Origin of the sequence: Thermosynechococcus sp., assembly GCF_046299635.1 — a bacterium.
Lineage (GTDB): Bacteria > Cyanobacteriota > Cyanobacteriia > Thermosynechococcales > Thermosynechococcaceae > Thermosynechococcus.
This window is the reverse complement of the sequence record NZ_JBKBHV010000018.1, coordinates 244-25,760: the sequence shown is the minus strand read 5'-3', so window position 1 is coordinate 25,760 and position 25,517 is coordinate 244. Positions and strand designations below refer to the sequence as shown.

Below are 25,517 nucleotides of genomic sequence, written 5' to 3'. Positions count from 1 at the left end.
GATTCTATTCCAAGTCTTCAGACAAGACTTTGGCGATTGCCACCTGAGATTGTTGCCGAAATTGACGCACATCTACTCGTTTCAGAAGCAAGACGGCGGCCAGCATTCCCAGCATCGGCAGACAAAAGACAAAGCCATAGGCGAGGATCGGCACGCCAAAAAGTTGACGCCCAATATCGAGAGCCGTCCCACCCACAACGGTGGCTGATCCCCGCGCAATCGCCTGAGCTAAGCCCCAAGCCCCAATAAATGTCCCCGCCGTTTCTGCTGCCGTTAAGTCCAGCATTAAACTTAGGGCACCCGTCGTTGTCACTCCGGCAGCAATACCAAAGAGAAAGAGTTGCAACTGAAAGAGCCACACCTGCTGAGTGACACCTGAAATGATCAGCAGCAAGAACATCAAGGCCACTGCCCAACAGCCATAGGTGGTGGTGCGGATCTTGCCAAGGCGCGGCACAATTAAAAATCCGGTGAAGCTCAAGCCCACAAGTGTACCCATGCCCCAGTAGGCATTCAAGCGCGTGGTTTCGGCAATGGTCATGCCAAAGACTTCCCCGCCAAAGGGTTCCAGAATCGGCTCCTGAATAAATAAACTCAGGGTCATCAGGACAAGGAAGAGAAAAAAGCGCCACGTCTGCGAGTTGGCGGTGAGAATTTTCAGAGCACGACCAAGGGTAATGTTTTCGGGGTTGTCGCAGGCACGACTGCGCACATGGTAGCGGGAATACTTGGCCTCAACCCCCCACGTGCTGGCGATCGCCAGAGCGAAAACCACCGTCAAAACCACCAAAAAGAGGCGATTCACACTTTGTTGTAGGAGTTCAACGGGGGCCTCTAGCTCCAACTGCCGCAACAGGACACTGCTGAGAATGGCACCCACCACAATGCCTACCGTCAACATGGACCAGACAATGCCCACCAATTTGCCGCGATCCTCCTCCTCGGAGACATCCACGAGCAGAGCCGCAAAGGGGGTCGAGCTACTACTGACGCAAATGCCATAGGCGGCAAAGAGCACTCCCAATAGGCCAATCCACCCTTGGGTGACCAGACTCCAGCCCGCTTGCTCTAAACTTTGGCCCACCTGCCAGATCACTTGCACAATGGCGTAGGTGACCAAGGTAAAGGCCAACGCCCCACCCCAGATATAGCCGGTGCGATGATAGCCCCTGATGGGATGGGCATCGGAGAGCTGGCCAAACCACACCCGCACCGGTGAGACAAATTGATGCATGGCGATCGTTAGCGTCACCAATGTGGCCGGTACGGCCAGTTCCTTGATCAGGATGCGGTTGAGAACCCCCAGCACCAGAATTGACATCATTCCCAGTCCCATCTGAAAGAGACCCAAGCGAAACATCACCCATAGGGGCAGAGGGGGGGGTGCAGCGGCAGAACGACTGGCCATACCTTGCGCAACTCACATCACTGCTAGAGGATGATAAATGATTTTCAGGGTAAATTTAGATTGCCATCAAGAAGGAAATCGTCAATGATGCAATCAGGGCAATGAATGTCAAAAAGAGCGATCGCTTCAGCGATTCAGTATAAGCAGACATGGGTTGCATCACCTCATCAGCAGAATGTTTTGTGCTGTGTCCAATCGATGGGAAAAGGGCTGTATTGTGTTAAGTTGTAGTCTTTTATTGTACTGCCTTTTTCTGGGGGTCAAAACCCGACAGGTCAGGCATTCATCACTTGAGGACGTATCACATCAATGGGGATAAACCTACGCTCACCGTTATTCATTGTTTTACTCACAATTGTCATTGACCGTTTGGGTGAGAGTCTCATTTTCCCCATTTTGCCTTTCCTGGTGGAGCGATTTAACTTTGATGCGTTGAGCTTGACGCTGTTATTCTCTGCCTTTGCCGCTGCCCAATTCATTGCTGCTCCCTTACTGGGTGCCCTCTCGGATCATTGGGGACGCCGCCCGGTGTTGCTGATTTGCATTGCCGGCACTGCTCTCTCCTACATTCTCTTTGCTGTGGCTACGGTACCTTGGCTGCTCTTTGTTTCGCGAATCATTGATGGACTCACGGGGGGGGTGGTTTCAACGGCTCAGGCCTATATTGCCGACACCTCTGCCCCGGCGGATCGGGCGAAGAACTTTGGTTTAACGGGAGCCGCCTTTGGCATTGGCTTCATTTTTGGGCCGGCGATCGGGGGCAGCTTGGCAGCCATTAATCTCAAGTTACCGATTTGGTTTGCCGCCGCCTTGGCACTGGTGAATGTGATCTTGGCTTATTTCATCTTGCCGGAGTCATTGCCCGCAACTCAGCGATCGCCCCTAACCCTAAAGAGCTTTGCCTTGCAGCAGCAGTGGTTGGAACTCTTCAAGCAACGCACACTTCAAGCTTTACTGATGGCGTTTTTTATCTTTAACTTTGCTTTTGCTGGCTTTACCAGTATTTTTGTCCTCTTTTTGAAGCAGCAACTGAGTTGGGGACCTGCCCAAGCGGGAATCATTTTTGTGATTATTGGCGTGGTGAGTACGATTGTCCAAGCGGGCTTGATTCGTTCGTTGATTCCTCGCTTTGGCGAGCAGCGCTTGAGCTTGGGGGGACTCCTCCTGGTGGCCTTCGCCTTGTTGGGGATTGCCGCCGTCCCCGGCGCGGGTGGCTTCAGTGCGCCGCTCCTCTATGGCTGTGTCGTGGGCTTGGCCTTGGGGGTGGGAATCATGTTGCCCTCCCTGCGGGGGGTGATCTCCAATCGGGTGCGGGATCAAGATCAGGGAAAAATTATTGGTGCTAGCCAATCGCTGCAAAGTGTAGCCGGGATTGCGGGACCGGCATGGGCAGGGTGGGTCTTTGATCGCTGGGGTGGGGTGGCGCCTGCTTGGCAAAGCAGTGTGATGATGGCGATCGCTCTTGGCTTTTTGGCATTGGGATTGGGTAAGCCCAAGGACGCAACCCCTAGCACTCTCTAAGCAAAATATGTCAAACTGCTAAGCGAAGACGATCATTCACTCATTTTCCAACCTTTGGACACTCTCGAAGCTCACCTATGATGCGGTTGTCTTTTCCTCAGCCTTCTCGACAGCCCCGTTGGTTCTATGCTTGGCGACGATCACTCCGCTATCACTATCTGCGTCTGATGCGCTCCCACAGTAGCACCGAGAGTATTGCCCGTGGTCTCGGAGCAGGGGTCTTTGCCGGTATGCTCCCCCTCTTTGGTGGTCAGATGCTCATTGCCGTCACGGTTGCACTCCTAGTGCGAGGAAATAAACCCTTGGCCGCCCTTGCCACTTGGGTGAGCAACCCCTTCACCTATGTGCCTTTGTTTTGGTTTAACTTTCAGGTGGGCTGGTGGCTGATGGGGCAGCCTTCCCTATCCTTTGGTGAATGGCAATCTTGGGAAAAGCTCCTCGAACAGGGAGGACAAATGGCAACGATTCTGATTTTTGGTAGTGTTTGGGTGGGGGTGATTGCCGGACTCCTAACCTACGCGCTGTGTCTGCGGCTGTTACCCACCCTGCGGCAGCGCTTTCGCCGCCGTTCTATGGCTGCTGTAAATTTTCCAAACCCGCGACAACCTTAGCCGATTGCAGGCGATCGCCCTGCTGGATCGTGTCTACTACGTCCATACCATCGGTGACATAGCCAAAGACGGCATAATTGCCATCTAGAAAATCCAGTTGATCGAGAGCAATGTAAAACTGAGCCGAGGCCGAATCGGGTAGTTGCGATCGCGCCATGGCCACCGCACCGCGTGTATGTTTCAGAACGGGTGAGACTTTGCCCGCTTGGCTATAGGTGGGGGTGTCACTGCCCTGACCCAGAATTTCTAGGGGAATATAGCGGGGGCGATTTGTCGCCGGGTCAATAAACGAACCGGTGCCGTAGAGTTGCGGCGACACACTGGGGTCTTTGGTCTGGGGGTCTCCCCCTTGAACCACAAAGGGTCGGGGTTCACGAACGACGCGGTGAAAAATCGTGCCATCATAGACCCCCCGATTCACTAAATCCACAAAATTGCCAGCGGTAATCGGGGCAGCATCCCCCTTTACTTGAATCGTAATCGGGCGATCGTTAACCGTCAGCACGACCGTTGCATCGCCATTGAGTCGAGGTAAATTAGCCATAGGGGTTGGACTTTGTGCTCCTGGAATTGAACTGGTGTCAGCCACTGAGGAGGGTGACGCGCAACTCACCAGTAGAAGGACGCTGAGCACTATCACCAACCGGGGTAGGATTGTGCCGAACTTCAGGGGTTTCATTGCCAAGCCACTCCAAGCTAACCGTTCTATTATGCCGTGCCGTTGCCCCTTAATTGCCGCGCGGAAGGAGTTGCTGTGTCGGTTGCTGCCGCAGTTGCACTAAGGGTTCATCGGGGTTCACCAGATCAATGAAGACGATTTGCCGAGGATCCAAGTACTGAGGTAACTGCTTGAGACTGGCCAAGGCACTAAGTTGTTTCTTGAAGGTGGCACTATTCCACTGCACTAGCCCAAAGTGAACGGGCGCAAGAGGGGTTTGGACAATTAGATTCTCTTTGTTGCGCCAATCTAAGCCCGTAATGGGTAAATCCTGCTGCTGGAGAATTTGGTGAATCTGCTGCCACTGCTGCTGGCGATCGCCATCCACAGCCATTGTCTGCGGACGCGGTGGATTCTTGACGGGTATAAAATACCCCTGCAACTGGAGGGTGGGCATCGGTTTCAGGGCACTAGCCTGATAGCTCCCCAAGGGGGCAACAAATCCGAGACCATCCACCAACCAGCGACTGGCAGGCCCTTGAAGTTGTCCCGTTGCACTCATGATCCAGCATTGATGGCAGGTGGCGACTGCGACTGGTTTGCGTTCTTGGACTTCGACAATCAGGGTTGGCGGAAAGAGTTGGCGGGCGATCGTCACCCGTTGTAGAGGCAGCGTGGTTTCCAAAGTGTGAATGATTTCCTGTGGCCGCAAACGCAGCAGGGACTCAGGATACTCAAGGGGCAATTGTGCCTGCAATGCTTCCGTTTTTAATAATTGATTGCCACGAATCACCACTTGCTCAGGACGGCGGATGATCCAGTCCGGCAACGTCAGCCCCCAGACCAGCGACCCCGTTAGGGTCAAAAGGACACCGGTACGCCAAAGCCCTACCAGTTGTCGCCAGCGACGTTTACTTTGCAATTGGCGGCGCCGTTCACGAATGGCATCATGGGCAGTTGTCCCCTGAGGGGTGGGATTTACCATGGCCACGGCCTCAGTGTGGAGGAAAATTGGAACTTATGATCCTGCACGGGCTATCATTACTTGGTGATAAGATACGCGATGTTGATTGTCTGCTTGACTGCTTCTATCTTAAGTAAAGGCTTTGCACCATGCCCCTGAATACTTTTGCTCGCTGGCCAAGATCATCGCTGCTCCTTGGGATATTGCTGTTGGGGGTACTTCCTCGGGCGGTGTTTGCGCAGAATCAGTCTGCTAGCCCCAATGTCCAGATTGTCAATCCTACCCCCCCGCCCAGCTCTTCAATTTATACCCTTGAAGGGGGCAAGCGCTTGATGGATGAGGCTGCCGCCGCAGTTAATAGCCAAAATTATGCTGTCGCCGCTCGCAAGCTATTGGAAGCTCGTACGGTGATGAACCAACTCTCGAACTTTTACCAGTCCCTCAACTCTAGCTTTTTGGGCATTGATACTGCGGCTGCCGATAGTAACCGTCGCCGTGCCCTAGAAGCAGCGCAACTGCGAGATCAAGCCACTTTTCAACTGGCTTTGGTCTATCGCGCCAATAACCAACCCGAACTAGCAGTGCCCCTTTTGGTGGAAATTATCCGCAGCCAAAACCCCACCCGTGAACTGGGACAAAAGGCCTATCAGCAATTGCTAGAATTAGGCTTTGTGGATGTCCCCTTTCCGCGTACGGGGGCAATTCCCTCGGGAACACCTGCGGCGAGTCCACCGCCGGCCACCTCTGCCAATCCCCAACCGCGTCAGTAACTCTTCATGAATGACTCTCTCCTCAGTAATGGCCATTCGCTTCTGTTGCGCCAAGCCACGGTTGATCGCCAGACCAAAGAAACCAGCGTTCACGTTGAACTCATCCTTGATGGCCACGGTCTAGCGGACAATCACACCGGTATTCCTTTCTTGGATCACATGCTGGATCAGCTCTGTTCCCACGGCCTGGTGGATTTGCGAGTGCAGGCCGGCGGCGATACCCATATTGACGACCACCACACCAATGAGGATGTGGGCATTACGCTGGGTATGGCCTTGGATCAAGCCTTGGGGGATCGCCGGGGGATTTATCGTTTTGGCCACTTTGTGGCGCCCTTGGATGAAAGTTTGGTGGAAGTTGCCCTAGACTTTTCGGGGCGACCCCACCTCAGCTATGGGTTACAGATCCCCACCCAGCGGGTTGGCACCTATGATACGCAACTGGTGCGGGAGTTTTTTGTTGCCTTGGTAAACCATAGCCGCATGACACTGCATATTCGCCAATTGGACGGCATTAACTCCCACCACATTATTGAGGCTACCTTCAAGGCCTTTGCCCGTGCTCTCCGCATGGCGATCGCCCTTGATCCCCGTCGCAGTCAGCAGATTCCCAGTTCCAAAGGTGTAATTCAGGCCTAGGCGTGGACGTGGCCATCGGGCATAATGGCGCCCGTGAGGCGTGCCCCGGTCAGTTTGACCAAAAGACGGTTGCCCTGACTCATTTTTGCCCCCCGCAGGTCCGCGCCTCGCAAATCGGCACCACTCAAGTCGGCACCAATGAGATTAGCCTCTTGCAGGTCAGCATAGCTGAGATCCGCCTGCAGCAGATTAGCGCGAAAGAGATTGGCGTGGCGCAGGTTGGCGCGGTGGAGAATCACCCGATGCAAGAAGGCATCACTGAGATCTGCATAGCTAAGATTGGCATGGCTGAGGTTGCGCCCTTCAAAGTCCTTTTCGCTCAGGTTTGCCCCCTGTAAGTTTACCCCTGACATATCCTTGTGGGGAGGTGTCGTGCGCGGTGGCTCTGGGGGCGGTGGGGCAGCAGTACGTTGGCGTTGATAGCTGCTGTAGGTATGGTTATAGTGTTGGCTATAGGTGTGCTGTGTGGTTTGCTGCTCACGGGTTGCATGATAGCTGCGATAGGTGTAGGGATTGGATGGATAGCGCGGCGGTGGTGAGGAACGATGCCGCTGGCTGGCAGCCCGCTGGGAGGTTTGGTTGCCGTGTCTAGCAATATGCTGACGCAGTTGATCCCGCGCTTCATTAAATTGCTTAATTTTCTCTTGTGCCTTCTCGATCAGCCGTGTGTTGTCCTTGGGGATGCGATCGGGATGCCAAATGAACACCAAATCCCGATAAGCTCGGTTCACTTCCTCTAGGGTTGCCCCCGGCTCCAACTCCAGTACCCGGTAGCAGGTGTCTAAATCGAGCATTTTCTGACGGCTTATCATGGATATTGATGATCTTAACCACGGAACTGCTCACCTAGGGTTGCGAAAGAATGCGTTAGTATGAACTTATGTAAAGACTTTTCACTTTTCCTAACGGAGGATGGCGATCGGTGAATAAACAATGGCGAAACGCAGGTTTATACGTTCTTCTGGCAATCGTGGTGCTGGCTTTGGCCACGGCCTTTTTTGATCGCCAACCCACGACCAAACAAATATGGTCCTACAGTGAGTTCATCCAACAAGTCGAAAGTAAGCAAATCACTAAAGTCAGTATCACCCCTGACCGCTCTCAAGCTCAAGCCATAACCCAAGATGGCACACGGGTTCTTGTTAATCTTCCTAATGACCCTGAACTCCTCGACATTCTTACGACCAACAATGTGGACATCGCCGTCTTGCCTCAAAGCAACGATGGCTTCTGGTTCCGTGCCCTGAGCAGCTTGATCGTTCCCATTGGTCTGTTGGTACTGCTCTTTTTCCTACTGCGGCGTGCCCAAGCGGGTCCCGGTAACCAAGCCATGAATTTCGGCAAGTCACGGGCACGGGTACAGATGGAACCCCAAACCCAAGTGACGTTTAATGATGTGGCTGGGATTGATCAGGCCAAGCTAGAACTGGGCGAAGTGGTGGAATTCCTCAAGTATGCCGATCGCTTTACTGAAGTGGGAGCCAAAATTCCTAAAGGCGTCCTCCTCGTTGGCCCCCCCGGAACCGGTAAAACCCTCCTTGCCCGCGCAGTGGCAGGTGAAGCAGGAGTTCCCTTCTTCTCGATTTCCGGTTCTGAGTTTGTGGAAATGTTTGTGGGGGTCGGTGCCTCACGGGTGCGGGATCTCTTTGAACAAGCTAAAGCCAATGCCCCCTGTATCGTTTTTATTGATGAGATTGATGCCGTCGGTCGCCAGCGGGGTGCCGGTCTGGGGGGTGGCAACGATGAACGGGAGCAAACCCTCAACCAACTGCTGACAGAAATGGATGGCTTTGAGGGCAATACCGGCATCATTATTATTGCTGCCACAAATCGTCCAGATGTGTTGGATGCAGCCCTGTTGCGTCCCGGCCGTTTTGACCGTCAAGTGGTGGTGGATCGTCCCGATTACAAAGGTCGCCTCGATATTCTCAAAGTCCATGCCCGTGGCAAAACTCTCGCTAAGGATGTGGATCTCGATAAAATTGCGCGGCGTACCCCCGGCTTTACCGGTGCGGATCTGGCAAACTTGCTCAATGAAGCGGCTATTCTTGCCGCTCGCCGCAACCTTACTGAAATCTCAATGGATGAGATTAACGATGCCATTGATCGCGTCCTCGCCGGCCCTGAGAAAAAAGATCGCGTCATGAGCGATCGCCGCAAGAAATTGGTGGCTTACCATGAGGCGGGGCATGCCCTTGTGGGTGCCCTGATGCCTGACTACGACCCCGTACAAAAGGTGAGCATTATTCCCCGCGGGCGGGCGGGGGGTCTCACTTGGTTTACTCCCAACGAAGATCAAATGGATTCTGGCCTCTATAGCCGTGCCTACCTGCAAAACCAAATGGCTGTTGCCCTTGGCGGTCGCATCGCTGAGGAAATTGTCTTTGGCGAAGATGAGGTGACAACAGGTGCCTCGAACGACCTGCAACAGGTGGCACGGGTGGCACGGCAAATGGTCACTCGCTTTGGCATGAGCGATCGCCTAGGACCTGTGGCTTTGGGACGGCAAACCGGGAATGTCTTCCTTGGCCGCGACATTATGGCAGAGCGGGACTTCTCGGAGGAAACGGCAGCCACGATTGATGACGAAGTGCGCAACCTTGTGGAGCAAGCCTATCGCCGCGCTAAAGAGGTACTGGTGAATAACCGCCACGTCCTTGACCAAATTGCCCAAGTCCTCATTGAAAAAGAAACAATTGATGCTGAGGAACTCCAAAGCATCTTAGATCGCAACGACGTGAAGATGGCAACCATTCCCTAGGATTGCCCTTTGCGATCGCCCCAAGGGTCGTGCTAATGTAGTATTCCTTGGGACTGCGGGCATGGTTTAATGGTAAAACCCTAGCCTTCCAAGCTAGAGACGCGGGTTCGATTCCCGCTGCCCGCTTAAGACTGAAATACCTTAAAAACACGCATTTTCGGTTGCTTCAGAAACCCTAGGGTGTTTTTTTCATAGTCTCAAATTGGCTTTAAGATTAGAACGCCATTGGTGGTATATCCACGCAAGCTAGGATAGTGCTTCTGGGCTGATTGATGATTCTCACTGACAATCTGAATGTCCTCTGGGCGAGTGTCCTCTTTGAAACCCTCTATCGCTTGGGACTGCGGACAGTGGTTGTCTGTCCGGGATCACGTTCTGGACCGCTGGCGATCGCGGCTGCTGCTCATTCCCGCTTGGAAGCGCTACCTATTCTTGACGAACGCTCGGCAGCTTTTTTTGCCCTTGGCCTAGCCCAACAGCAGGGACGACCCGCTGCCCTTGTCTGTACCTCCGGCACCGCCGCTGCCAATTTCTATCCCGCGATTATTGAAGCCAGCCTCAGTCATTTACCGTTAATTGTGCTGACCGCCGATCGCCCCCCGGAACTGCGCTTTTGCCAAGCGGGGCAAGCCATTGATCAGGTGCATCTCTACGGTCATGCTGTCCGCCAGTACCGCGAGTTAAGCCTGCCGGAATTCACCTTGCTGCCCTATCTGCGGCAAACCCTCTGCCATAGCTGGCAAACCGCCCTCTGGCCAGATCCGGGACCAGTGCATTTGAATATTCCCCTGCGGGATCCCCTTGACCTGCGCCCTGAGGCCAACTTTCAGAGGACTCTGCCGGAGAACTTTTTTGATCAAGTACAACCCTTTGTACCGCCTCGTGTTGTCGCCCCTCTTCCTTGGCAAAGATGGCAAGAAATCCAGCGGGGGCTGATGATTGCCGGCCCTAGTCATACAGTGAATCCCGTAGCCGAAGCTGCCGCGATTGATCGCCTGAGTCGGTTTCTCCGGTGGCCGGTACTTGCCGATGCCCTCTCCTCAGCGCGGGGACTGCCCTACAGCATTGCCCACTACGATCTGTTGCTGCGGGATGCGCGCCTGCGGGAACATCTACGCCCTGAGGGGGTCATTCAACTCGGACCGTTGCCCACCAGTAAAGCCTTGCGGGAGTGGCTGACGGCCTGCGATCCGCCGATCTGGTGTCTTGATCCGACGGGTGATAACAATAATCCCCTCCATGGTCGCTGTCAGACTCTGGCGATCGCTCCCCAAGACATGGACTGCCCCCCCGACCCGCTGCCTCCCAATCCCTATCTCAAGGACTGGCAAGACCACGATCAGCGGCTACATGAGCGACTGAGGCGGACATTTGAGACCATTGACTGGTTTTGCGAAGCCAAGTTAATTTACCATCTACCGGAGTGGCTGCCCCCCCAAACGGCAATTTTTGTGGCCAGTAGCATGCCCGTGCGCGATGTCGAGAGTGTGTGGCCTGCTTGCGATCGCTCCCATCGCTTTTACTTTAATCGCGGTGCCAACGGCATTGATGGCACATTGTCCAGTGCCCTTGGGGTGGCTCATCGCGGTCAACCGACCCTGTTAATCACCGGTGATCTGGCCTGCCTGCACGATACCAATGGCTGGCTGATCACCCCCCAGTTCCAAGGCTGTCTCACCGTACTTTTAATCAATAATCAGGGGGGCGGCATTTTTGAGCATCTGCCCATTCGCCAGTTTGATCCGCCCTTTGAGGCCTTTTTTGCCACACCACAGCAGGTGGAGTTTCGTTGTCTTGCCGCCGCCTACGGCATTCCCTATCACTGCCTTAGGGACTGGGCTGATGTGGAGGCGCAGCTTCGCCAGACCCCTTGGCCCAAGATACGGCTTTTGGAATTTAGGAGCGATCGCCAGCGGAATGCCCAATGGCGACAGCAGGTACTCGCTCAGCTCAGGGTTTGAGTTTTCATCCTTCAGTGGCCATGGCTGTGGTAGGAAAGCAACTGCTCCTCAAGAGCAGCAATCTGGTTATAAGCAGCCGTGAGCTGTGCCGTGAGCCGCTGAATTTGAATCTCTGGACTCAGGGGGCGATCGCCACTGAGGTTGCGCACCTGACCATAGTCATCATCCACAAGAATATCCTTGTGCTCTGGGGTACTCACCAAAGGGCGAGGTTTTGGCAGAGGATTTTGCTCGGCAGGGGTTGCCGGCAAAGGCTTGAGTCGCCCTTCCTCTAAGGCCTTAGAAACCTTTTGGTTGAGTTGTTCAACAATCTGGTACAGGGCATCAATTTTGTGACTCAGAACCAGAATCTGCTTATGTAATAGATCCACAGGTCAAATCCTCTCACGGTGGAATGCTGTAGTTGTCAACTCAACTGCTTCTGGGGAAAATAGTGTTGTGAGACATCATTAACCCTAGGCACTGGAGATATTCTTCAAAGAGCAAGCATTTCCCCCAAGCTGAGGCTCACCGGTTTCAAGAGCTGAAAGTGCTGGATAAAGCTTGCCCAATAGGCTGATATTGACTCTGGAAACAGGGATATGACTATAAATCCAGCCTAAAAAAAGTCATCGGTCAATGGCCACTTTTTCAACAAGACTTAAGCCCGAGTAAATTTTTGTAAAAGCATGCGGCATTCTTGGAGAGATGCAGTGGAAATTCAGCGACTGACTCTAAAAAACTTTAAGACCCACCAAGATCGCACTTTTGAGTTTCTGCCAGGGGTGAACGTCATTTGTGGTGAGAATGGTGCGGGCAAAACCAGTATTTTTGAAGCCATTGCTTGGGTACTCTTCGATGCGACATCTGGGTATGGCAGTGGCTTTAATAAGGCCATCATTCGCAAGGGTGCTAAGCGTGCCGAAGTCACGGTGCAGTTTATCTCAGCAGTGGATGGTCGCTCCTATGTGGTGCGGCGCAATACGCAAACGGGGTACTCAATTTACGATCCCCACGTGGGAGACCTTGGTCTCTCGTTGCGTGAAGATGTTCAAGCGTGGTTGCAGGAGCACCTCGGTATCCGTAGTGCCTTTCCCCTGAGGGATCTCTTTGAGCAGATCATTGGCATTCCTCAAGGGATGATCACGGCAGATTTTCTCAAGCCACCTGCCCAGCGACGCCAAGTCTTTGAGCCGATTTTGCAGGTCAACGATTATCGCCAAGCTTTTGAGAATGCCTTAGCACTTGTAAATTTTTCCCAAGAGCAGGTGGCATCGCTGAAGCGCCAGTTGGCCTTACAGGAACAAGAATTGGCGACTCGCCCCCAGTATGAAAAACAGGCAATGGCTTTGGCGGCGGAGCTAGAGCGCGATCGCCAGCAGTGCGAGGCATTACAACAAGAATGTCAGGCCTTGGCCGCCGAAAAACAGCATTATGAAGCTGCTGTTGCAACGCTAAATCATCTTCAGCAAAGCTGTGAACGCCTTGCAGCCCAACTGCGTCAACAAGAGGAATTGTGTCGCGATCGCCAACAGCAGTTGACCGCTGCCTGGGAAAGCCAAGCCCGCTGCCGGCAACTCCAATCCGACTACGATCGCTATCGCCAACAGGAGACCTGCTATCAAGAACTGGAACAGCAACTGCGGGGACGCAGCGCCCTAGAAGAACAGATCCAAAGACTAGAGCAGCAGCAACAGAAGATTGCTACTCAACTGGCGTGTCTTGAAAGCCAACGCCAAGGGATCGCCGCAATTGCCGCGCAGCTCACTGCCCTTGAACCCCAAATTGCCGCTGCCGATGCCCTCGATGCCGAAATTGCCCCCCTTGAGGCACGCTACCGGCAGGCTCAACAGGCGGATCAGGAACTGCGCCATTTCAAGCAAGAGGCGGCAACTCTGGAAGCTCGCCTTGGGGAACTGACCCAACAGCTGCAAGCCCTAGAGCAACAGCGTCCCATAGCCGCCACCTTGGGGGCCAAACAAGCAGAGCGAGCGCGCCTCCAAGCCCAACTCAACCACGCCACCGCCGCCCATGCCTTTGCTGCTACGCTCGATCCCATTCTCCATACGGCTCAAAGCCAAGCCGCAGAAACGGAGGCGCTGGTCACGACGGCCATGGCAGACCTCAGGGCTGCTCAGCTATTTTCCTTGGTTGCCACCGCCGTTGAACGGGGGCTAGAGGCACTTCAGCAGCTTCAGCAGAATTATCACTGGCTCTTGGATCAACTTGTGGCGCTGCGCCAAACCCTCACCGATCCCGAAGCCATTCCTGCCCTCACTCGCACCTTAGAACAGTTAGAAGCCGAGATTGCCCTAGCCGTCGCCGCCGAGCGATCGCTCTTGCAAGCCCAAGCCCTAGAGGAGGAGCGCAACCGTTTGGCAGCTGCCCTGAGGCAGTTGGGCGATCGCCGCCAACCCCTAGAACCCCTGAGCCAAGAGCTGGCGGATTTAGAACGCCGCCTCCAAAAATTACGGGCAGAACGCACCACCCTCGGTCAACCCCATATCCAGCGGCAACTGTTACTGGCGCAGCAGGCAGCAGCCCCCCAACTGGAAGCCGACTATGAGCGCTTGTGCAGCGAACAGGCCACCCTTCAAGCTCGCCTTACTCCCCTCTATGAGCAACGCCAACACTACGCCTCCCTTGAGGAGCAGCGGCAACAACTGAGCGATGAACTCGCTCGCCTACGTCCCAGCTATGAGACCTATCTCCAACACCAGCAGCAGGCCACCCAAGTAGAAACCTATGAAGCTGCCCTGAAAACAGCCACCCAAGCTGCCAATGAGTTGAAAGCCGCCCTTGCCAAGGCCCAAACAGCGTACAAAGCCCAAGCGCAAAGCGTTGATCTAGCCGCTCTGGCCACCGTGCGCGATCGCTACGAGCGCTTACACCGGGAGTATCAACGGCTCTTGGGTGCCCTTCCCGAAAAGGAAAAGCAGTATCAACACTGTCTTGCAACCCTCAAGCACCTTGATGCAGTGGCCGCCGAAAGGGAAAAGACGTTGCAAAAGCTCGCCGCAGCCCAAAAATACCACTGCTTGATCGAGACGGCTCGCGACATTTTCAAAAAAAGTGCTCCCCGCGTCAGTGAAGCCTATTTGCACACGGTTTCCGCCGAAGCCGATCGCCTGTTGCGCGAACTCCTCAACCGTCCTGATGTAGCGCTTCAATGGACATCGGACTACGAGATTCAGATGAATGAAGGCGGCTACTGGCGCCCCTTCAAAAGCCTCTCCGGCGGTGAACAAATGTGTGCTGCCTTAGCGGTGCGCCTTGCCCTGCTGCGGGTACTGGTCAACACCGATATTGCTTTTTTTGATGAGCCGACCACCAATATGGATCAGCTGCGCCGCCAACAACTGGCCGAGAGCCTCAGCAACCTCAAGAGTTTTCATCAACTTTTTGTCATCAGCCACGATGAAACCTTTGAAGCCCTCACCGAGCACACGATCCATTTGGCGCGATCGCTCTCTTAGGCGTAGGCGGTCTGGAGTGCCCACCAAATCAGTGCCGCAATAAAGCCGAGAATCAAAACGGCAGAAATCGCGATCATTGCTGGGCTGTCGGCACCATCAAACTTCATAATGCCGCGATTAAAATCCGTGGCCATAGGAATCAACTCCAAGCACCATTGAATCCACATTAACCAAATTAATTTTAGGCTGCTTCTCTGGCCGTGGGGTTAAGGATAACGACTTGTTACGGAACAACTTGTTACGATCTGTAGCGCTCCCTAAAAACCCTCTTAAATGTGATCAATATCACAGCAACCTTAGGTAAAACAGGCAAAGGTAGAAGTTAAGTGCACAGCCTAGACCACTTGTTGAAGTGTCACGATTTGTAACGTTGCTCCTGCCCTAACTCAAGATGAAGGCGGGCAGTATTCAGATTTGCAGAGGGGATGATTTCTTGAGGGCTGTTGAAACACGGGGGATAGAGATAATGAATAGCCTGCAACAGGAACGTCATGTCTTGATTTTGAATACCGTTGGTGGGCGGCGGGCGATCGCTCTTGAGGCAGCAGCCTATTCCATTGGGCGCGATGAGAGCAATGCTATTGTGATTGATTTAGAAACGGTTTCCCGCCAGCACGCCATTCTCCTGCGGGTACCTGTCCCCGGCACTACCAGCTATCGCTATCGCCTTGTGGACGGCAATGTCAACGGCAAGCCCAGCACCAACGGCACCTTTGTCAACGGCAAGCGCATCAGTAGCCATGAGTTGGAACATGGGGATGTCATTCTTTTTGGTCGTAAGGCCAAGGCTTCCTATCTCATACTCTCCATGGCGGAGACCGAGTTTAGCGAATATCTACAATCCATTGCCTTCCAAAGCATTAAATCCGATCTGCGGGGTGCCAAGGAAACCCTTGTGGGTATGGAACTCAGTGGCGAACTGCGGCGAAGCCCCAACCGGGAATTGGTGGCAGCGGGAGCCACCCAGTTACACCCTGAATCCGAACCAGCAAAAGATACCTTGGCTAGTGAGAGCGACAGCGAGCCGAAGGGGAACAACAAAGAAACCGTCCATGAAAAAGAGAACCAAGGATCAAAAACCAGCTTGCTGGGTCTAGGAGCGATCGCTCTTGTGGTTGTTGCCATTATCGCAGGACTGGTCTGGCGATCGGGCTTCTCCCCCAGTCAACCGCAGGGTACCCCACCTGCCACTCAAACCGGCAACTAGCTCAACCCAGATCCTTCATCGCTTTGATAAATAGTTTCAAAGTATAAACAATCCCCTATAACAGTCGCTCCCCTGAGTTCCTTTGCTAAAATGAAATCAATGATGGAATGCGTTCTACAACTGCCTTTGGGGTTGCGATCGCTCTATAGTCAGGATTAAGTTGACAAACCCACAGATACAGATACTTGCAAGGAAAATTTTAGGAGAACTTGCATGACAAAGCGGGATCATAGCAAAGTTTATAATGTTACCCTCGTCAACGAAGCTAGAGGGTTGAATAAAACCATTCGCGTTCACGCCGACGAGTATATTCTCGATGCCGCCGAAGCCCAAGGCATTGCGCTACCCTACTCCTGTCGCGCGGGCGCCTGTGTGAACTGTGCCGGTCGCATCATCAAGGGCACAGTGGATCAGTCGGATCACTCCTTTTTGAAGCCCAAGGAGTTGGATGCCGGATTTGTACTCCTGTGTGCTGCTTATCCCACCTCTGATTGTGTGATCTCAACCCACGAGGAAGATAATTTATTGAATTTGACCTAATCTCTGCGCCGTTAAAGGGGGTTACTCAACGGTTACCGATTTGGCAAGGTTGCGCGGTTGATCCACATCGAGGCCACGACGCGCGGCAATGTGGTAGGCCAACAGCTGGAGAGGCATCACCGTCAGGATGGGGGAAAGAAGCTCATCCACCTCGGGCACGGGTAAAAGGTCATCGAACGTGTGCTGCGCTTCGGCTTCGTCAAGGGGGGTGACCCCAATCAGGCGGGCATCGCGGGCACGGGCTTCTTGGGCATTGGAGAGAACTTTTTCAAAGACACGCCCCGGCATAGCGATCGTTACCACCGGCACCTTGGCATCGAGGAGGGCGATCGGGCCATGCTTCATTTCCCCTGCTGGATAGCCCTCGGCATGGATATAGCTAATTTCCTTGAGTTTGAGGGCACCTTCAAGGGCAATGGGAAAATTAATCCCGCGTCCTAAAAAGATAAAGTCTTGGGTTTCGACAAAGTCGTGGGAGAGGGCTTCGATATAGCGTTCTTGACCTTCTAGAATTTGCTCCATCTGGGCGGGCAATTGGCGCAAGCCGGTCACCAGTTCCGCTAAACGGGAGCGATCGCAAGACTGGCGCTGCCACGCCAATTCTAGGGTAAGCAGGTAAAAGGCCACCAACTGGGCAACAAAGGTTTTTGTGGCGGCCACACCAATTTCAATGCCCGCCCGGGTGTCAATGAGATGGGGCACCAGCCGGCCTAGACTGCTTTCCGGGCGGTTGGTAATTCCCAGCAAACGGGTTTGAAGAGCGCCCGCCAGTCCTTGACGGCGTTTTAGTTCCATCTCTAGAGCCGCAAGGGTGTCTGCGGTTTCCCCCGATTGGGTGACACCGATGGTGAGGGTATGGGGAAGCAGGGGCGGTGGCGCATAGCGAAACTCAGAGGCGTACTGGACGCTGGTGGGAATTTGAGCCACCTGCTCGAGCAGATATTTGCCCACAAGGCCAGCATGCCAACTGGTACCACAGGCAACGATTTGAATGTGCTGGAGATTTTCAAGGAGGCTGGGGTCTAGGGGCAACTGCACAGGGCTAAAGGGACTGTCCGCCTCCCAATCGGCGCGTAAATAGTCCTCTAGGCAGGTGCGCACCACCCCCGGCTGTTCATAGATTTCCTTGAGCATGTAGTGCTTAAAGCCCTGCTTCTCGACCATGACGGGGTTCCAGTTGAGGGTGCGGGGGGTTTTGCGCAGACGATGTCCCTCAAAGTCATAGACTTCAACCCCGGTGGGCGTCAGTCGAGCCAGCTCTCCATTTTCCAAGGGTAAAACCGCACGGGTATGGGGAATAATCGCGGGGGTATCGGAGGCGCAGAAGAATTCCCCTTGGCCAAAACCGATCACTAGGGGAGCCTGCTGCCGTGCCACGATTAATTCATCTGGGTAGTCCGCACAGATAACGGCGATCGCGAACGCCCCCTGCAATTGATGGACGGCCTGGCGTACTGCTTCTAAAAGACCATCGGCAGTGGGAGGACTCGGCAATGCTTCGGCAATCAGGTGGGGAATGACTTCGGTATCGGTCTCGGAGCGGAAAATGTGCCCCCGCGCTTCGAGCTGCTGCCGCAATTCGCGGTAATTCTCGATGATGCCGTTTTGCACTACGGCTAGGCGATCGCGACTGTCCCGATGGGGATGGGCATTGTACTCCTCTGGTTTACCGTGGGTTGCCCAACGGGTGTGGCCAATGCCGACATGGGCAAGACTGTCGAGCTGTTCAACCTTCTCGGCCAAGTTGTGGAGTTTGCCCTTGGCGCGCACACAGAGGAGTTCCCCCTCACTGAGGATGGCAATGCCGGCGGAATCATAGCCGCGATACTCCAGCTTTTGCAGCCCCTGAAGCAGGACTTGGGTTGCTCGCTGAGGGCCAATATAGCCAACAATGCCACACATGGGATAGACCTCGTAATTTGAAATCAGCAGGAATGCCCTAACGACGGCGGGCAAACTGCGGTAGTTCCACCTGTGCCCACTTTCGGGAAAGCTGCGACCGGCCAGCAAATCGCTCTTTCGTCAGCTCCGCCTGCCAAGGTTGAATGCCGATGGGCTGAACTGAAGGGGGTGGGGAAACCGTTGAAGTTCCGCCTGCGTCTAAAGAGGTTGAAGGGAGTTGGGAGGGACCCTGAACCCGCTGGGTAGCTCTGCGGCACGACTGCTCAATTTGACGGCGAGAATTGGCGATCGCCTGCCATTCTTGATCCTCCATGTTCCACTCTAGCTTGTGCCACTCACTCATCACCCGACACCCACACCTTAATAAAAGATTAATTTGGCGGATTTTTATCAACTAGATTATCGGATTTTTAACAAAAGGCAAGCTTTGGGCAAAAATTGTTACAGGAGCCTCAAGGGACAGCCTGCAACTGCCGGCAGCCACCGTGTTGAGCAACTACGCCTCTTTGCCGGCCTCCATGCGGTTTCAGTGTAACTCAAGACACTTCACAAACTGGTACGTGCCTTTCTAGAGACTACAAGCCTAATTCCGTATCTTTCACAGGCAAGTGCCGTAGTGCCACAATACCGTAAACGGCCTATCACTGGAGATACACGGCCATGAACCTACGGGAACTCCTGACAGCGGCAGCGATTACGCCCACCTTTGAGCACCCCGCCCTCGATCAAGAGGTCAAGTCCCTGAGTATCAATTCCGGGGAGTGCCGCCCCGGCTCGTTGTTCATCGGCATGCCCGGTACGCGTGTGGATGGAGGCAATTTTTGGCCGAGTGCCTTGGCCGCAGGGGCGATCGCCGCAGTGGTCTCTCCCCAAGCCAAACCCCGTGAAGGGGAGGCCTGTGTGGTTGTGGTGCCCGATATTGAACGCGCCTGTGGCCGGCTGGCTGCCGCCTTTTATGGCTACCCCGGTCAACATCTCCGCCTGTTGGGGGTCACGGGCACCAATGGGAAAACCACAACGACCCACTTGGTGGAACATCTCCTCAACAGGGGGGGCTATCCAACGGCGCTCCTGGGGACCCTCTATAGTCGGTGGCCGGGACACTGCGAAATTGCCGGTCACACCACACCCTTTGCGGTGACGCTTCAGAAACAGTTGGCAGCGGCGGTGGCGGCGGGTTGCCGGTTTGGGGTGATGGAGGTGAGTTCCCATGCTTTGGCCCAGGATCGGGTGTGGGGCTGTCAGTTTGAGGTGGCGGCCTTTACCAATTTGACCCAAGACCACCTGGATTACCACCGCGATTTGGAGGATTACTTTGCCGCCAAGGCCAAGCTCTTTGGTGCCGACTACCTCAAGGGCAGAGCCATTCTCAATGCCGACGATCCCTTTGGGCGGCGACTGGCGCAACAGTTGCCCCGCGATCGCTACTGGACCTATGGCCTAGGCGAGGGGGCGGATTTTCGGGCGGAGAATCTCCACTATCGGGTCAATGGGGTGACGGGCACGGTGCATACCCCCATGGGTAGCGGGACTTTAGACTCCCCTTTGGTGGGACAGTTTAATGTGGCCAATGTGCTGGCGGCGATCGCCATGGGGGCAGCGGTGGGGCTTCCCGTAGAGGCAATGCTCACAGCCATTCGCCAGTTTCCGGGCGTGCCGGGGCGGATGGAGCAGGTGCGTATTGGCCCAGACCAAGACATAACGGTGCTGGTGGATTATGCCCATACCCCCGATAGCCTTGAGAACCTGCTGAAGGCAGCCCGTCCTTTTATTCCTGGCAAGCTGATCTGCGTCTTTGGCTGTGGGGGCGATCGCGATCGCACAAAACGTCCCCAGATGGGCGCCATTGCTGCCCGCTTTGCGGATCAGGTGGTGGTCACCTCCGATAACCCGCGCACCGAAGACCCCCGCCGTATTCTCGACGACATCCTTGCCGGTATCCCCCCACAAACGCCGACGATCGTTGAGGGCGATCGCCGCCAAGCAATTTTCCAAGCGATTTTGACCGCAGCCCCCGGCGATGGCGTAATCATTGCCGGTAAAGGCCATGAGGACTACCAAATTCTCGGCACCGAAAAAGTCCCCTTCGACGATCGCGAGGAAGCCCGCACTGCCCTCCAACAGCGACGCAAACAACAGCGGACTCAGGACTGACGTGCCACAATAGGGGATTGTTGTTCCACAGCGAGCAGGTTGTGATTGAGGCAGAGGTTCACCGCCAACTACGGGCATTTTTACGCAGGAGTGGCGATCGCCGGTGGCCTCATCATCTCACCTTGGCGCGGTTGGTTGCCCGTGCCCTGCGGCTGCGGCGGGGGTGTTTATTGCAAGTGACCCAACGAGCAGTGTTGCAGCATTGCTATGGCCTGAGTTATCTGCTGCCGCTGCTGTTGTCTGCCGAGCCTGCCCTGCTGGTGGTGCCCCAAGAGCGACTGCCACGGCTGCTGCATCAAGAAATTCCGGAACTGCTGACGTTTTTGGCGGTCACGAAACCCATTCAGCATAGCTCCTGCCTCCTGCCGGCTGTGGAGGGGTTGCTCGTGATGAGCCTTGAGGACTGGTGTCGCCAAGCCACCGCCCACCCCAACGTGGTCACCCTCATTGATGGCCTTGAAGCTCTACCCCAAATTGCCCGCCAGCAGATGACCTGCACTGTGACTACAAGCGACTGGGAATACTTGAAACTGGCCATCCCCCCTGCCCTTGAGAGGATTCGCCACATCTATGCCCACTTGGCCCAGCACCTCTTTCAACGGCCTGAGAATCCCTACGGGGACTATCGCCTCAGCCCCGGCGAATGGCAACCGCTGCTGGAGCTGCTCAATGAATGGCCGCAGGCTCTGCCTCCCCAATGGGCGCAACTGCGGGATTACCTCAACCGGCCGGATACGGTCCTCTGGGGACGCCGCCACCCCACCCTAGGCTACTTTAGCCTCCAAGGCCATCCCCTTGATTTGCGTCCCTACTTCCAGTCCCTCTGGTCGCAGGCACCTTTTGTGCTCATCGGCAGTGGACCGGAGACCGACTCCCCCTTAAGCTATGTGCAACAGGAACTGGGCATCCCTCCCCAAACAACCGTTAAATTCGGGGGCGATCGCCACAGTGAAGCCATTACCCTTACAATTGCCGAAGATTTACCCCTACCCAATACCCCCGAATTTGCCGCGGCGGTTCTGCGGCGCCTCTACGATCTCATTGGCACCATTGGCCAGCAGCAGGCGGTGATCTTGGTCAGCGATGTCCCCCTGCGGGAGCAGTTGGCGAGTCAATTGGCGGCTCTGTACGGCTCACGGGTCCAGGTGGAGACCCCCACCCTCGACACGAACACGATCCTGGTGACGGGGGAGCACTTTTGGCTGTTGCAGGGGGCACAGTTGCCCTGTCCGGCCCTCTTTGTCTTGACGACATTGCCCTTTCCCTCACCGGAAAAAGCGGTGGTGAGCGCCCGCATTGAGTGGCATAAGCGGCAAAAACAGGACTGGTTTCGCCAGTATCTTTTGCCGGAGTGCTTGACGATGCTTGATCGTCTCCTTGCCCCGCTGCGTCAGGAGCAGACCCTTGTGGCTATTTTGGATCGCCGCCTTACAGAGCGCAGCTATGGCCGCGAAATTCTCCAGAGTCTCAGTCCCTACAACCGGGTTCGCGATCGCGCCCGATCCCCGCGTTGAGTTTGCCACTGCAAAAGCCCTCGAGGTCTAGCGTGACATAGGTAAAGCCCAAGGACTGAAAGTGGCTCACCAGCTTCTCCAAATCGGTCAGGGTCACAAAGTCGGCAATTTGTTCTCGGGGTACCTCAATGCGAGCCGTATCCCCCTGACTGCGGACGCGGCACAGTTCCCAGCCCTGCCGGCGCAGGTAGTATTCGGCATTGCCCACCCGTTGCAGCTTGGCAAGGGTAATTTCTTCACCATAGGGAAAGCGTGAACTGAGGCAGGGTTGGGCGGGTTTATTCCACCACGGCAGCCCGAGGGATTTGGCAATTTCGCGCACCTCTAGTTTGCTAATCCCCACCTCGGCAAGGGGCGATCGCACCCCCCGTTCTTTGGCTGCTGCAATGCCGGGGCGATAGTCCTGGAGATCGTCGGCATTCACCCCATCGAGAATATGCTCATAGCCCCAAGCTTGAGCCAGTTCCCGCAGGCGATCGTGGAGTTCGCTTTTGCAAAAGTAGCAGCGATTCACAGGGTTTGCGGCATAGTTGGGGTTTTCCAGTTCATGGGTCTCAATCAGCTCATGGCGAATGCCAATCGCCGCTGCCTGAATTCGGGCATCCTCTAAATCCGCCGGAAATAGCGAGGGGGACACCGCCGTGACCGCTACCGCGCGATCGCCGAGGACATCATGGGCGACTTTGGCCACAAGCGTACTATCAATGCCACCGGAGTAGGCAATTAAGGCTTGATCGAGTTCGCCAATGAGATTGCGTAAGGCTGCCAGTTTGTCCACGCCCATCACCAACTAATCTTGAGGAGAATCCTGCTCTCCAGTTTAGCCTAGGCATGGGAGGAGAATGCTCAAGTGCCCCTTAACCCAATACTGGGAGTGCCCCCCTGCTCTAAAATAAAATCACGACACCGATTACCGCTGATTGTTGGGGAGAACCTATGGGAATTTTCAACGGCATTATTGAGTTTCTTAGCAATATCAACTTTGAAGTGATTGCCCAACTGACCATGATTGCCATGATCGGTATAGCTGGGCCGATGATTATTTTCCTGTTGGCGGTGCGGCGGGGCAATTTGTAGGCCGCCGTTTATCAAGACTCAGGAAGCCCCCCACGTCTGCGCCAGCCGTGCCAAATCCTTGGCTTGCAGTTGATACCAGCGCTGCAATCGAGCCAGTTCCTCGGTGGGGGCGAGGGTGGGGGCAAAATCTTCACAGCTGTAGCCCAAGTGGCGCAGAATAGCAACCAGTGTACGGGGGGCAATCCAATAGGTTTGACTGAGGGCTAAGAGATTGACTTGGGTGGTTTCCCTGAGGTCATTTTGAACGGCGAGGATGAGGGTGGTGAGGGGAGCAATGGCCGGCTGTTGGTTCCCCACATACACCACGTCGGGACGGGCAGTTGCCAACAGCCAACGCAAATGGGTGGCCGAGGGCGGCAGAGACCAAAGAATGAGGGTGCGACAGCGAACGCCCGCAGTAAGCTGAACGCGGGGGCGATCGTAGTGAAGGGTGGCCGTAGTAAGGTTCGGAGGGACATGGGGGCGGCCATAGCCGTAGAGCAAGACATGATCCCGCAACTGGGGTAGGAGGGTTGTCAACGGCGGCAGGGGGTACCACCGCGGAAGCGGGTGACTCGGTGGATGAGGGACGTACCAAGCCAAAGTCGGTTTAACGCCCTTGAGTTCGAGTTCTAATTCGGTTTCCCCATTCCATGTGTGGGTCGTCAGGTGATAGGCAATATCCACGCGGGTCGGCAACGGGAAAAATTCGCCCCAGCGCCAAGCTTTGGCACTCATCTTCTGTCCATTCTGCTCTAGGGTCAATTTCAGATGTTCCCCCTGCTGACCCAAGGGCGCTTGTTCAAGAATCTTGACCCCGCGCGTACAAAAAACGGGCTGGGGATTCTCAATACCAAAGGGCTGTAGCTGCTCCACTTGTCTATAAAAGTCCCACGTCAGTTGGTCAAAGGAGACTTCAGCATCAAGGGTCACTAGGGGACGCAAATCCTCCGCTTTAAGACAGGCTTGGGCAAACTCCCGCAGGCGATCGCGCCAAGGGGCTAAATGGTCTGTCCGCAAGCTGAACCCGCCGGCCGCTTTGTGCCCACCGTATTTCACCAAGAGATCTTTGGTGGCCTCTAGAGCCTCAAATACATGAAACTCCGGAATACCGCGGGCTGAACCGCGGATGGTGGTCTCATCCTCATAGGTGCCGATAAACACCGGAATCCCATAGCGCTCCACCAGCCGAGAGGCCACAATCCCGATCACCCCATGGTGCCAATTGGGGCGAACAATAACTAACACCCACTCCTGTTGAGGATCAAAGCCTGTGGCTTCCAAGTGGGAGATCGCCTCCCTTTCAATCTCGGTGCAAAGTTCCTGACGGCGGCGGTTGGTTGCCTCACAGAGGGCGGCCAATTCCTGAGCGCGGCAAGCATCCTCTGTGGTCAGCAGGTCAATCACCACCTGTGGATCGCCGATGCGACCCACGGCATTAATGCGCGGTCCTAGGCGAAACCCCACGGCTGCCGGCGTGAGAGACGTGTTTTCTGCAGGCACACAACCTGCCGTCTGCATGAGGGCTTGAACCCCCACCAACGGCGAAGTCGGCAAGGTCTGCAACCCCTGCTTCACCCAGCGGCGATTGACCCCTGTCAGAGGTGCCAAGTCGGCAATGGTACCGAGGGTGCAGAGTTCCCGCAGGGGGCGCACCAATTCCCGCCACTTTCGTAACCGCTGCGCCAAGGACAAGGCCAGAATATAGGCCATCCCCACCCCTGCAACGCTATGGTATGGAGAAGTGGCAGGTACCAATTTGGGATTGAGAATGGCATGGGCAGGAGGCAGTTGCGGCGGAACCTCGTGGTGATCCGTAACGATGACCGTCAGCCCCAGCTCCCGTGCTTTCCGAATCGGTTCGAGAGCAGCAATACCGTTGTCCACCGTGAGGATGAGTTTAACCCCTTGCTCATAGCACTCTTGGACAATGCGCTCATTTATACCGTAGCCCTCATGCATCCGCGAGGGAATTTCATAGTCAATGTCGGCACCCAGATGGCGCAGGGCACGCAAGAGGAGAGCCGTACTGGTCATGCCATCGGCATCATAATCGCCACAAATGCGCATCTTGTCCCCGCGCGCGATCGCCTGTTGCAGCAATTCCACCGCCAGATCAAGGTCGGCAAAAACGGTATTGGGCGGTGGCAGTGCCATCGTTTCAGGCTTGAGAAAGGCTTCTACCGCTGCCGCAGTCCTCAGACCTCGCCGCAGATAAATTTCCGCTAACGCAGCGTCGCACCCCAGCGCCTCTTTCAAGGCCTCACAAAGCTCTGGATCAATCGGTGGCAAGCGCCAACGTTGAGGGGGAAGTGCACCCATGAGGCATTGACGCTCATCCCGCTAACGCTTCTCGTATAGCGGGAGATTCCCCATTCACCGAGTCTTGGCTAGAT

At 55.1% G+C, this 25,517-nt stretch carries 22 protein-coding genes and 1 tRNA gene; 13 read left to right on the top strand and 10 right to left on the bottom strand.

The genetic code is table 11. The annotated features are described in order from the left end of the window. Positions 1 to 4 precede the first annotated feature (4 nt). Positions 5 to 1,408, bottom strand: a complete 1,404-nt coding sequence (locus tag ACK4IR_RS08535) for a BCD family MFS transporter (protein ID WP_409873948.1) — start codon at positions 1,406 to 1,408, stop codon at positions 5 to 7. Between the two features lie 309 nt (positions 1,409 to 1,717). On the opposite strand from ACK4IR_RS08535, the gene ACK4IR_RS08530 reads away from it, so the two are divergent. Beyond that, on the top strand, positions 1,718 to 2,929 hold the full coding sequence (locus ACK4IR_RS08530) for an MFS transporter (RefSeq protein WP_409873947.1): 1,212 nt from the start codon (positions 1,718 to 1,720) through the stop codon (positions 2,927 to 2,929). Between the two features lie 77 nt (positions 2,930 to 3,006). Then, on the top strand, positions 3,007 to 3,540 hold the full coding sequence (locus ACK4IR_RS08525) for a DUF2062 domain-containing protein (RefSeq protein WP_409873946.1): 534 nt from the start codon (positions 3,007 to 3,009) through the stop codon (positions 3,538 to 3,540). On the opposite strand, the gene ACK4IR_RS08520 is transcribed toward ACK4IR_RS08525, so the two are convergent. Both ACK4IR_RS08520 and ACK4IR_RS08515 read right to left on the bottom strand, forming a co-directional pair. Further along, complete coding sequence (locus tag ACK4IR_RS08520) at positions 3,500 to 4,219, bottom strand: peptidylprolyl isomerase (RefSeq protein WP_409873945.1); 720 nt, start codon at positions 4,217 to 4,219, stop codon at positions 3,500 to 3,502. The genes ACK4IR_RS08525 and ACK4IR_RS08520 overlap by 41 nt on opposite strands. 49 nt (positions 4,220 to 4,268) lie before the next feature. After that, positions 4,269 to 5,183: a cell division protein FtsQ/DivIB gene (locus tag ACK4IR_RS08515; protein WP_409873944.1), complete on the bottom strand. Its 915-nt coding sequence runs from the start codon at positions 5,181 to 5,183 to the stop codon at positions 4,269 to 4,271. A 128-nt stretch (positions 5,184 to 5,311) separates the two neighbouring features. Here ACK4IR_RS08515 and ACK4IR_RS08510 point away from each other — a divergent pair, with 128 nt between their 5' ends. Together ACK4IR_RS08510 and hisB are read left to right on the top strand one after the other, a co-directional pair. Further along, on the top strand, positions 5,312 to 5,932 hold the full coding sequence (locus ACK4IR_RS08510) for a hypothetical protein (RefSeq protein WP_409873943.1): 621 nt from the start codon (positions 5,312 to 5,314) through the stop codon (positions 5,930 to 5,932). 6 nt (positions 5,933 to 5,938) lie between these two features. Next, complete coding sequence (hisB, locus tag ACK4IR_RS08505) at positions 5,939 to 6,571, top strand: imidazoleglycerol-phosphate dehydratase HisB (protein ID WP_409873942.1); 633 nt, start codon at positions 5,939 to 5,941, stop codon at positions 6,569 to 6,571. On the opposite strand, the gene ACK4IR_RS08500 is transcribed toward hisB, so the two are convergent. Further along, entirely contained in the window at positions 6,568 to 7,383 is an 816-nt protein-coding gene (locus tag ACK4IR_RS08500) for a pentapeptide repeat-containing protein (RefSeq protein WP_409873941.1), read from the bottom strand. The two genes, hisB and ACK4IR_RS08500, sit on opposite strands and share 4 nt — an antisense overlap. 110 nt (positions 7,384 to 7,493) lie before the next feature. On the opposite strand from ACK4IR_RS08500, the gene ftsH3 reads away from it, so the two are divergent. The 3 genes from ftsH3 (at position 7,494) to menD (ending at position 11,293) form a co-directional block, all read left to right on the top strand. Beyond that, a complete protein-coding gene (ftsH3, locus tag ACK4IR_RS08495) occupies positions 7,494 to 9,332 on the top strand; it encodes an ATP-dependent zinc metalloprotease FtsH3 (RefSeq protein ID WP_409873940.1) in 1,839 nt (612 codons plus the stop codon). A gap of 55 nt (positions 9,333 to 9,387) precedes the next feature. Continuing rightward, positions 9,388 to 9,458, top strand: a tRNA-Gly gene (locus tag ACK4IR_RS08490). A gap of 146 nt (positions 9,459 to 9,604) precedes the next feature. After that, entirely contained in the window at positions 9,605 to 11,293 is a 1,689-nt protein-coding gene (gene menD, locus ACK4IR_RS08485) for a 2-succinyl-5-enolpyruvyl-6-hydroxy-3-cyclohexene-1-carboxylic-acid synthase (RefSeq protein ID WP_409873939.1), read from the top strand. An 11-nt stretch (positions 11,294 to 11,304) separates the two neighbouring features. Here menD and ACK4IR_RS08480 read toward each other — a convergent pair whose 3' ends face one another. Further along, complete coding sequence (locus ACK4IR_RS08480; protein WP_409873938.1) at positions 11,305 to 11,664, bottom strand: hypothetical protein; 360 nt, start codon at positions 11,662 to 11,664, stop codon at positions 11,305 to 11,307. Positions 11,665 to 11,985: 321 nt separating this feature from the next. On the opposite strand from ACK4IR_RS08480, the gene ACK4IR_RS08475 reads away from it, so the two are divergent. Further along, positions 11,986 to 14,748 (top strand): AAA family ATPase, encoded by a 2,763-nt coding sequence (locus tag ACK4IR_RS08475; RefSeq protein ID WP_409873937.1) that lies wholly within the window; start codon positions 11,986 to 11,988, stop codon positions 14,746 to 14,748. Here ACK4IR_RS08475 and ACK4IR_RS08470 read toward each other — a convergent pair. Beyond that, positions 14,745 to 14,882: a hypothetical protein gene (locus ACK4IR_RS08470; RefSeq protein WP_409873936.1), complete on the bottom strand. Its 138-nt coding sequence runs from the start codon at positions 14,880 to 14,882 to the stop codon at positions 14,745 to 14,747. The genes ACK4IR_RS08475 and ACK4IR_RS08470 overlap by 4 nt on opposite strands. Before the next feature lie 332 nt (positions 14,883 to 15,214). On the opposite strand from ACK4IR_RS08470, the gene ACK4IR_RS08465 reads away from it, so the two are divergent. Then, complete coding sequence (locus ACK4IR_RS08465) at positions 15,215 to 15,955, top strand: FHA domain-containing protein (RefSeq protein WP_409873935.1); 741 nt, start codon at positions 15,215 to 15,217, stop codon at positions 15,953 to 15,955. A gap of 213 nt (positions 15,956 to 16,168) precedes the next feature. Continuing rightward, on the top strand, positions 16,169 to 16,495 hold the full coding sequence (locus ACK4IR_RS08460) for a 2Fe-2S iron-sulfur cluster-binding protein (RefSeq protein WP_300873273.1): 327 nt from the start codon (positions 16,169 to 16,171) through the stop codon (positions 16,493 to 16,495). A 21-nt stretch (positions 16,496 to 16,516) separates the two neighbouring features. Here the strand turns inward: ACK4IR_RS08460 and glmS are convergent, their stop codons facing one another. Together glmS and ACK4IR_RS08450 are read right to left on the bottom strand one after the other, a co-directional pair. After that, positions 16,517 to 18,397, bottom strand: coding sequence for a glutamine--fructose-6-phosphate transaminase (isomerizing) (glmS, locus tag ACK4IR_RS08455; protein WP_409873934.1), 1,881 nt, complete (start codon positions 18,395 to 18,397; stop codon positions 16,517 to 16,519). A 37-nt stretch (positions 18,398 to 18,434) separates the two neighbouring features. Beyond that, positions 18,435 to 18,740, bottom strand: a complete 306-nt coding sequence (locus ACK4IR_RS08450) for a hypothetical protein (RefSeq protein ID WP_409873933.1) — start codon at positions 18,738 to 18,740, stop codon at positions 18,435 to 18,437. Positions 18,741 to 19,057: 317 nt separating this feature from the next. Here ACK4IR_RS08450 and ACK4IR_RS08445 point away from each other — a divergent pair, with 317 nt between their 5' ends. Then, complete coding sequence (locus ACK4IR_RS08445) at positions 19,058 to 20,551, top strand: UDP-N-acetylmuramoyl-L-alanyl-D-glutamate--2,6-diaminopimelate ligase (RefSeq protein WP_409873932.1); 1,494 nt, start codon at positions 19,058 to 19,060, stop codon at positions 20,549 to 20,551. A 41-nt stretch (positions 20,552 to 20,592) separates the two neighbouring features. Then, positions 20,593 to 22,065: a helicase C-terminal domain-containing protein gene (locus tag ACK4IR_RS08440; protein WP_409873931.1), complete on the top strand. Its 1,473-nt coding sequence runs from the start codon at positions 20,593 to 20,595 to the stop codon at positions 22,063 to 22,065. Here ACK4IR_RS08440 and larE read toward each other — a convergent pair. After that, positions 22,019 to 22,849 (bottom strand): ATP-dependent sacrificial sulfur transferase LarE, encoded by an 831-nt coding sequence (larE, locus tag ACK4IR_RS08435; protein WP_409873930.1) that lies wholly within the window; start codon positions 22,847 to 22,849, stop codon positions 22,019 to 22,021. The genes ACK4IR_RS08440 and larE overlap by 47 nt on opposite strands. Positions 22,850 to 23,001: 152 nt before the next feature. Between larE and psb30 the strand changes: the two genes are divergently transcribed. After that, the gene (gene psb30 / locus ACK4IR_RS08430) at positions 23,002 to 23,142 is read left to right on the top strand and encodes a photosystem II reaction center protein Ycf12/Psb30 (RefSeq protein WP_011057084.1); all 141 of its coding nucleotides are present in this window, start codon (positions 23,002 to 23,004) and stop codon (positions 23,140 to 23,142) included. An 18-nt stretch (positions 23,143 to 23,160) separates the two neighbouring features. Here psb30 and recJ read toward each other — a convergent pair whose 3' ends face one another. Continuing rightward, positions 23,161 to 25,443: a single-stranded-DNA-specific exonuclease RecJ gene (gene recJ / locus ACK4IR_RS08425; protein WP_409873929.1), complete on the bottom strand. Its 2,283-nt coding sequence runs from the start codon at positions 25,441 to 25,443 to the stop codon at positions 23,161 to 23,163. Positions 25,444 to 25,517: the final 74 nt, after the last annotated feature.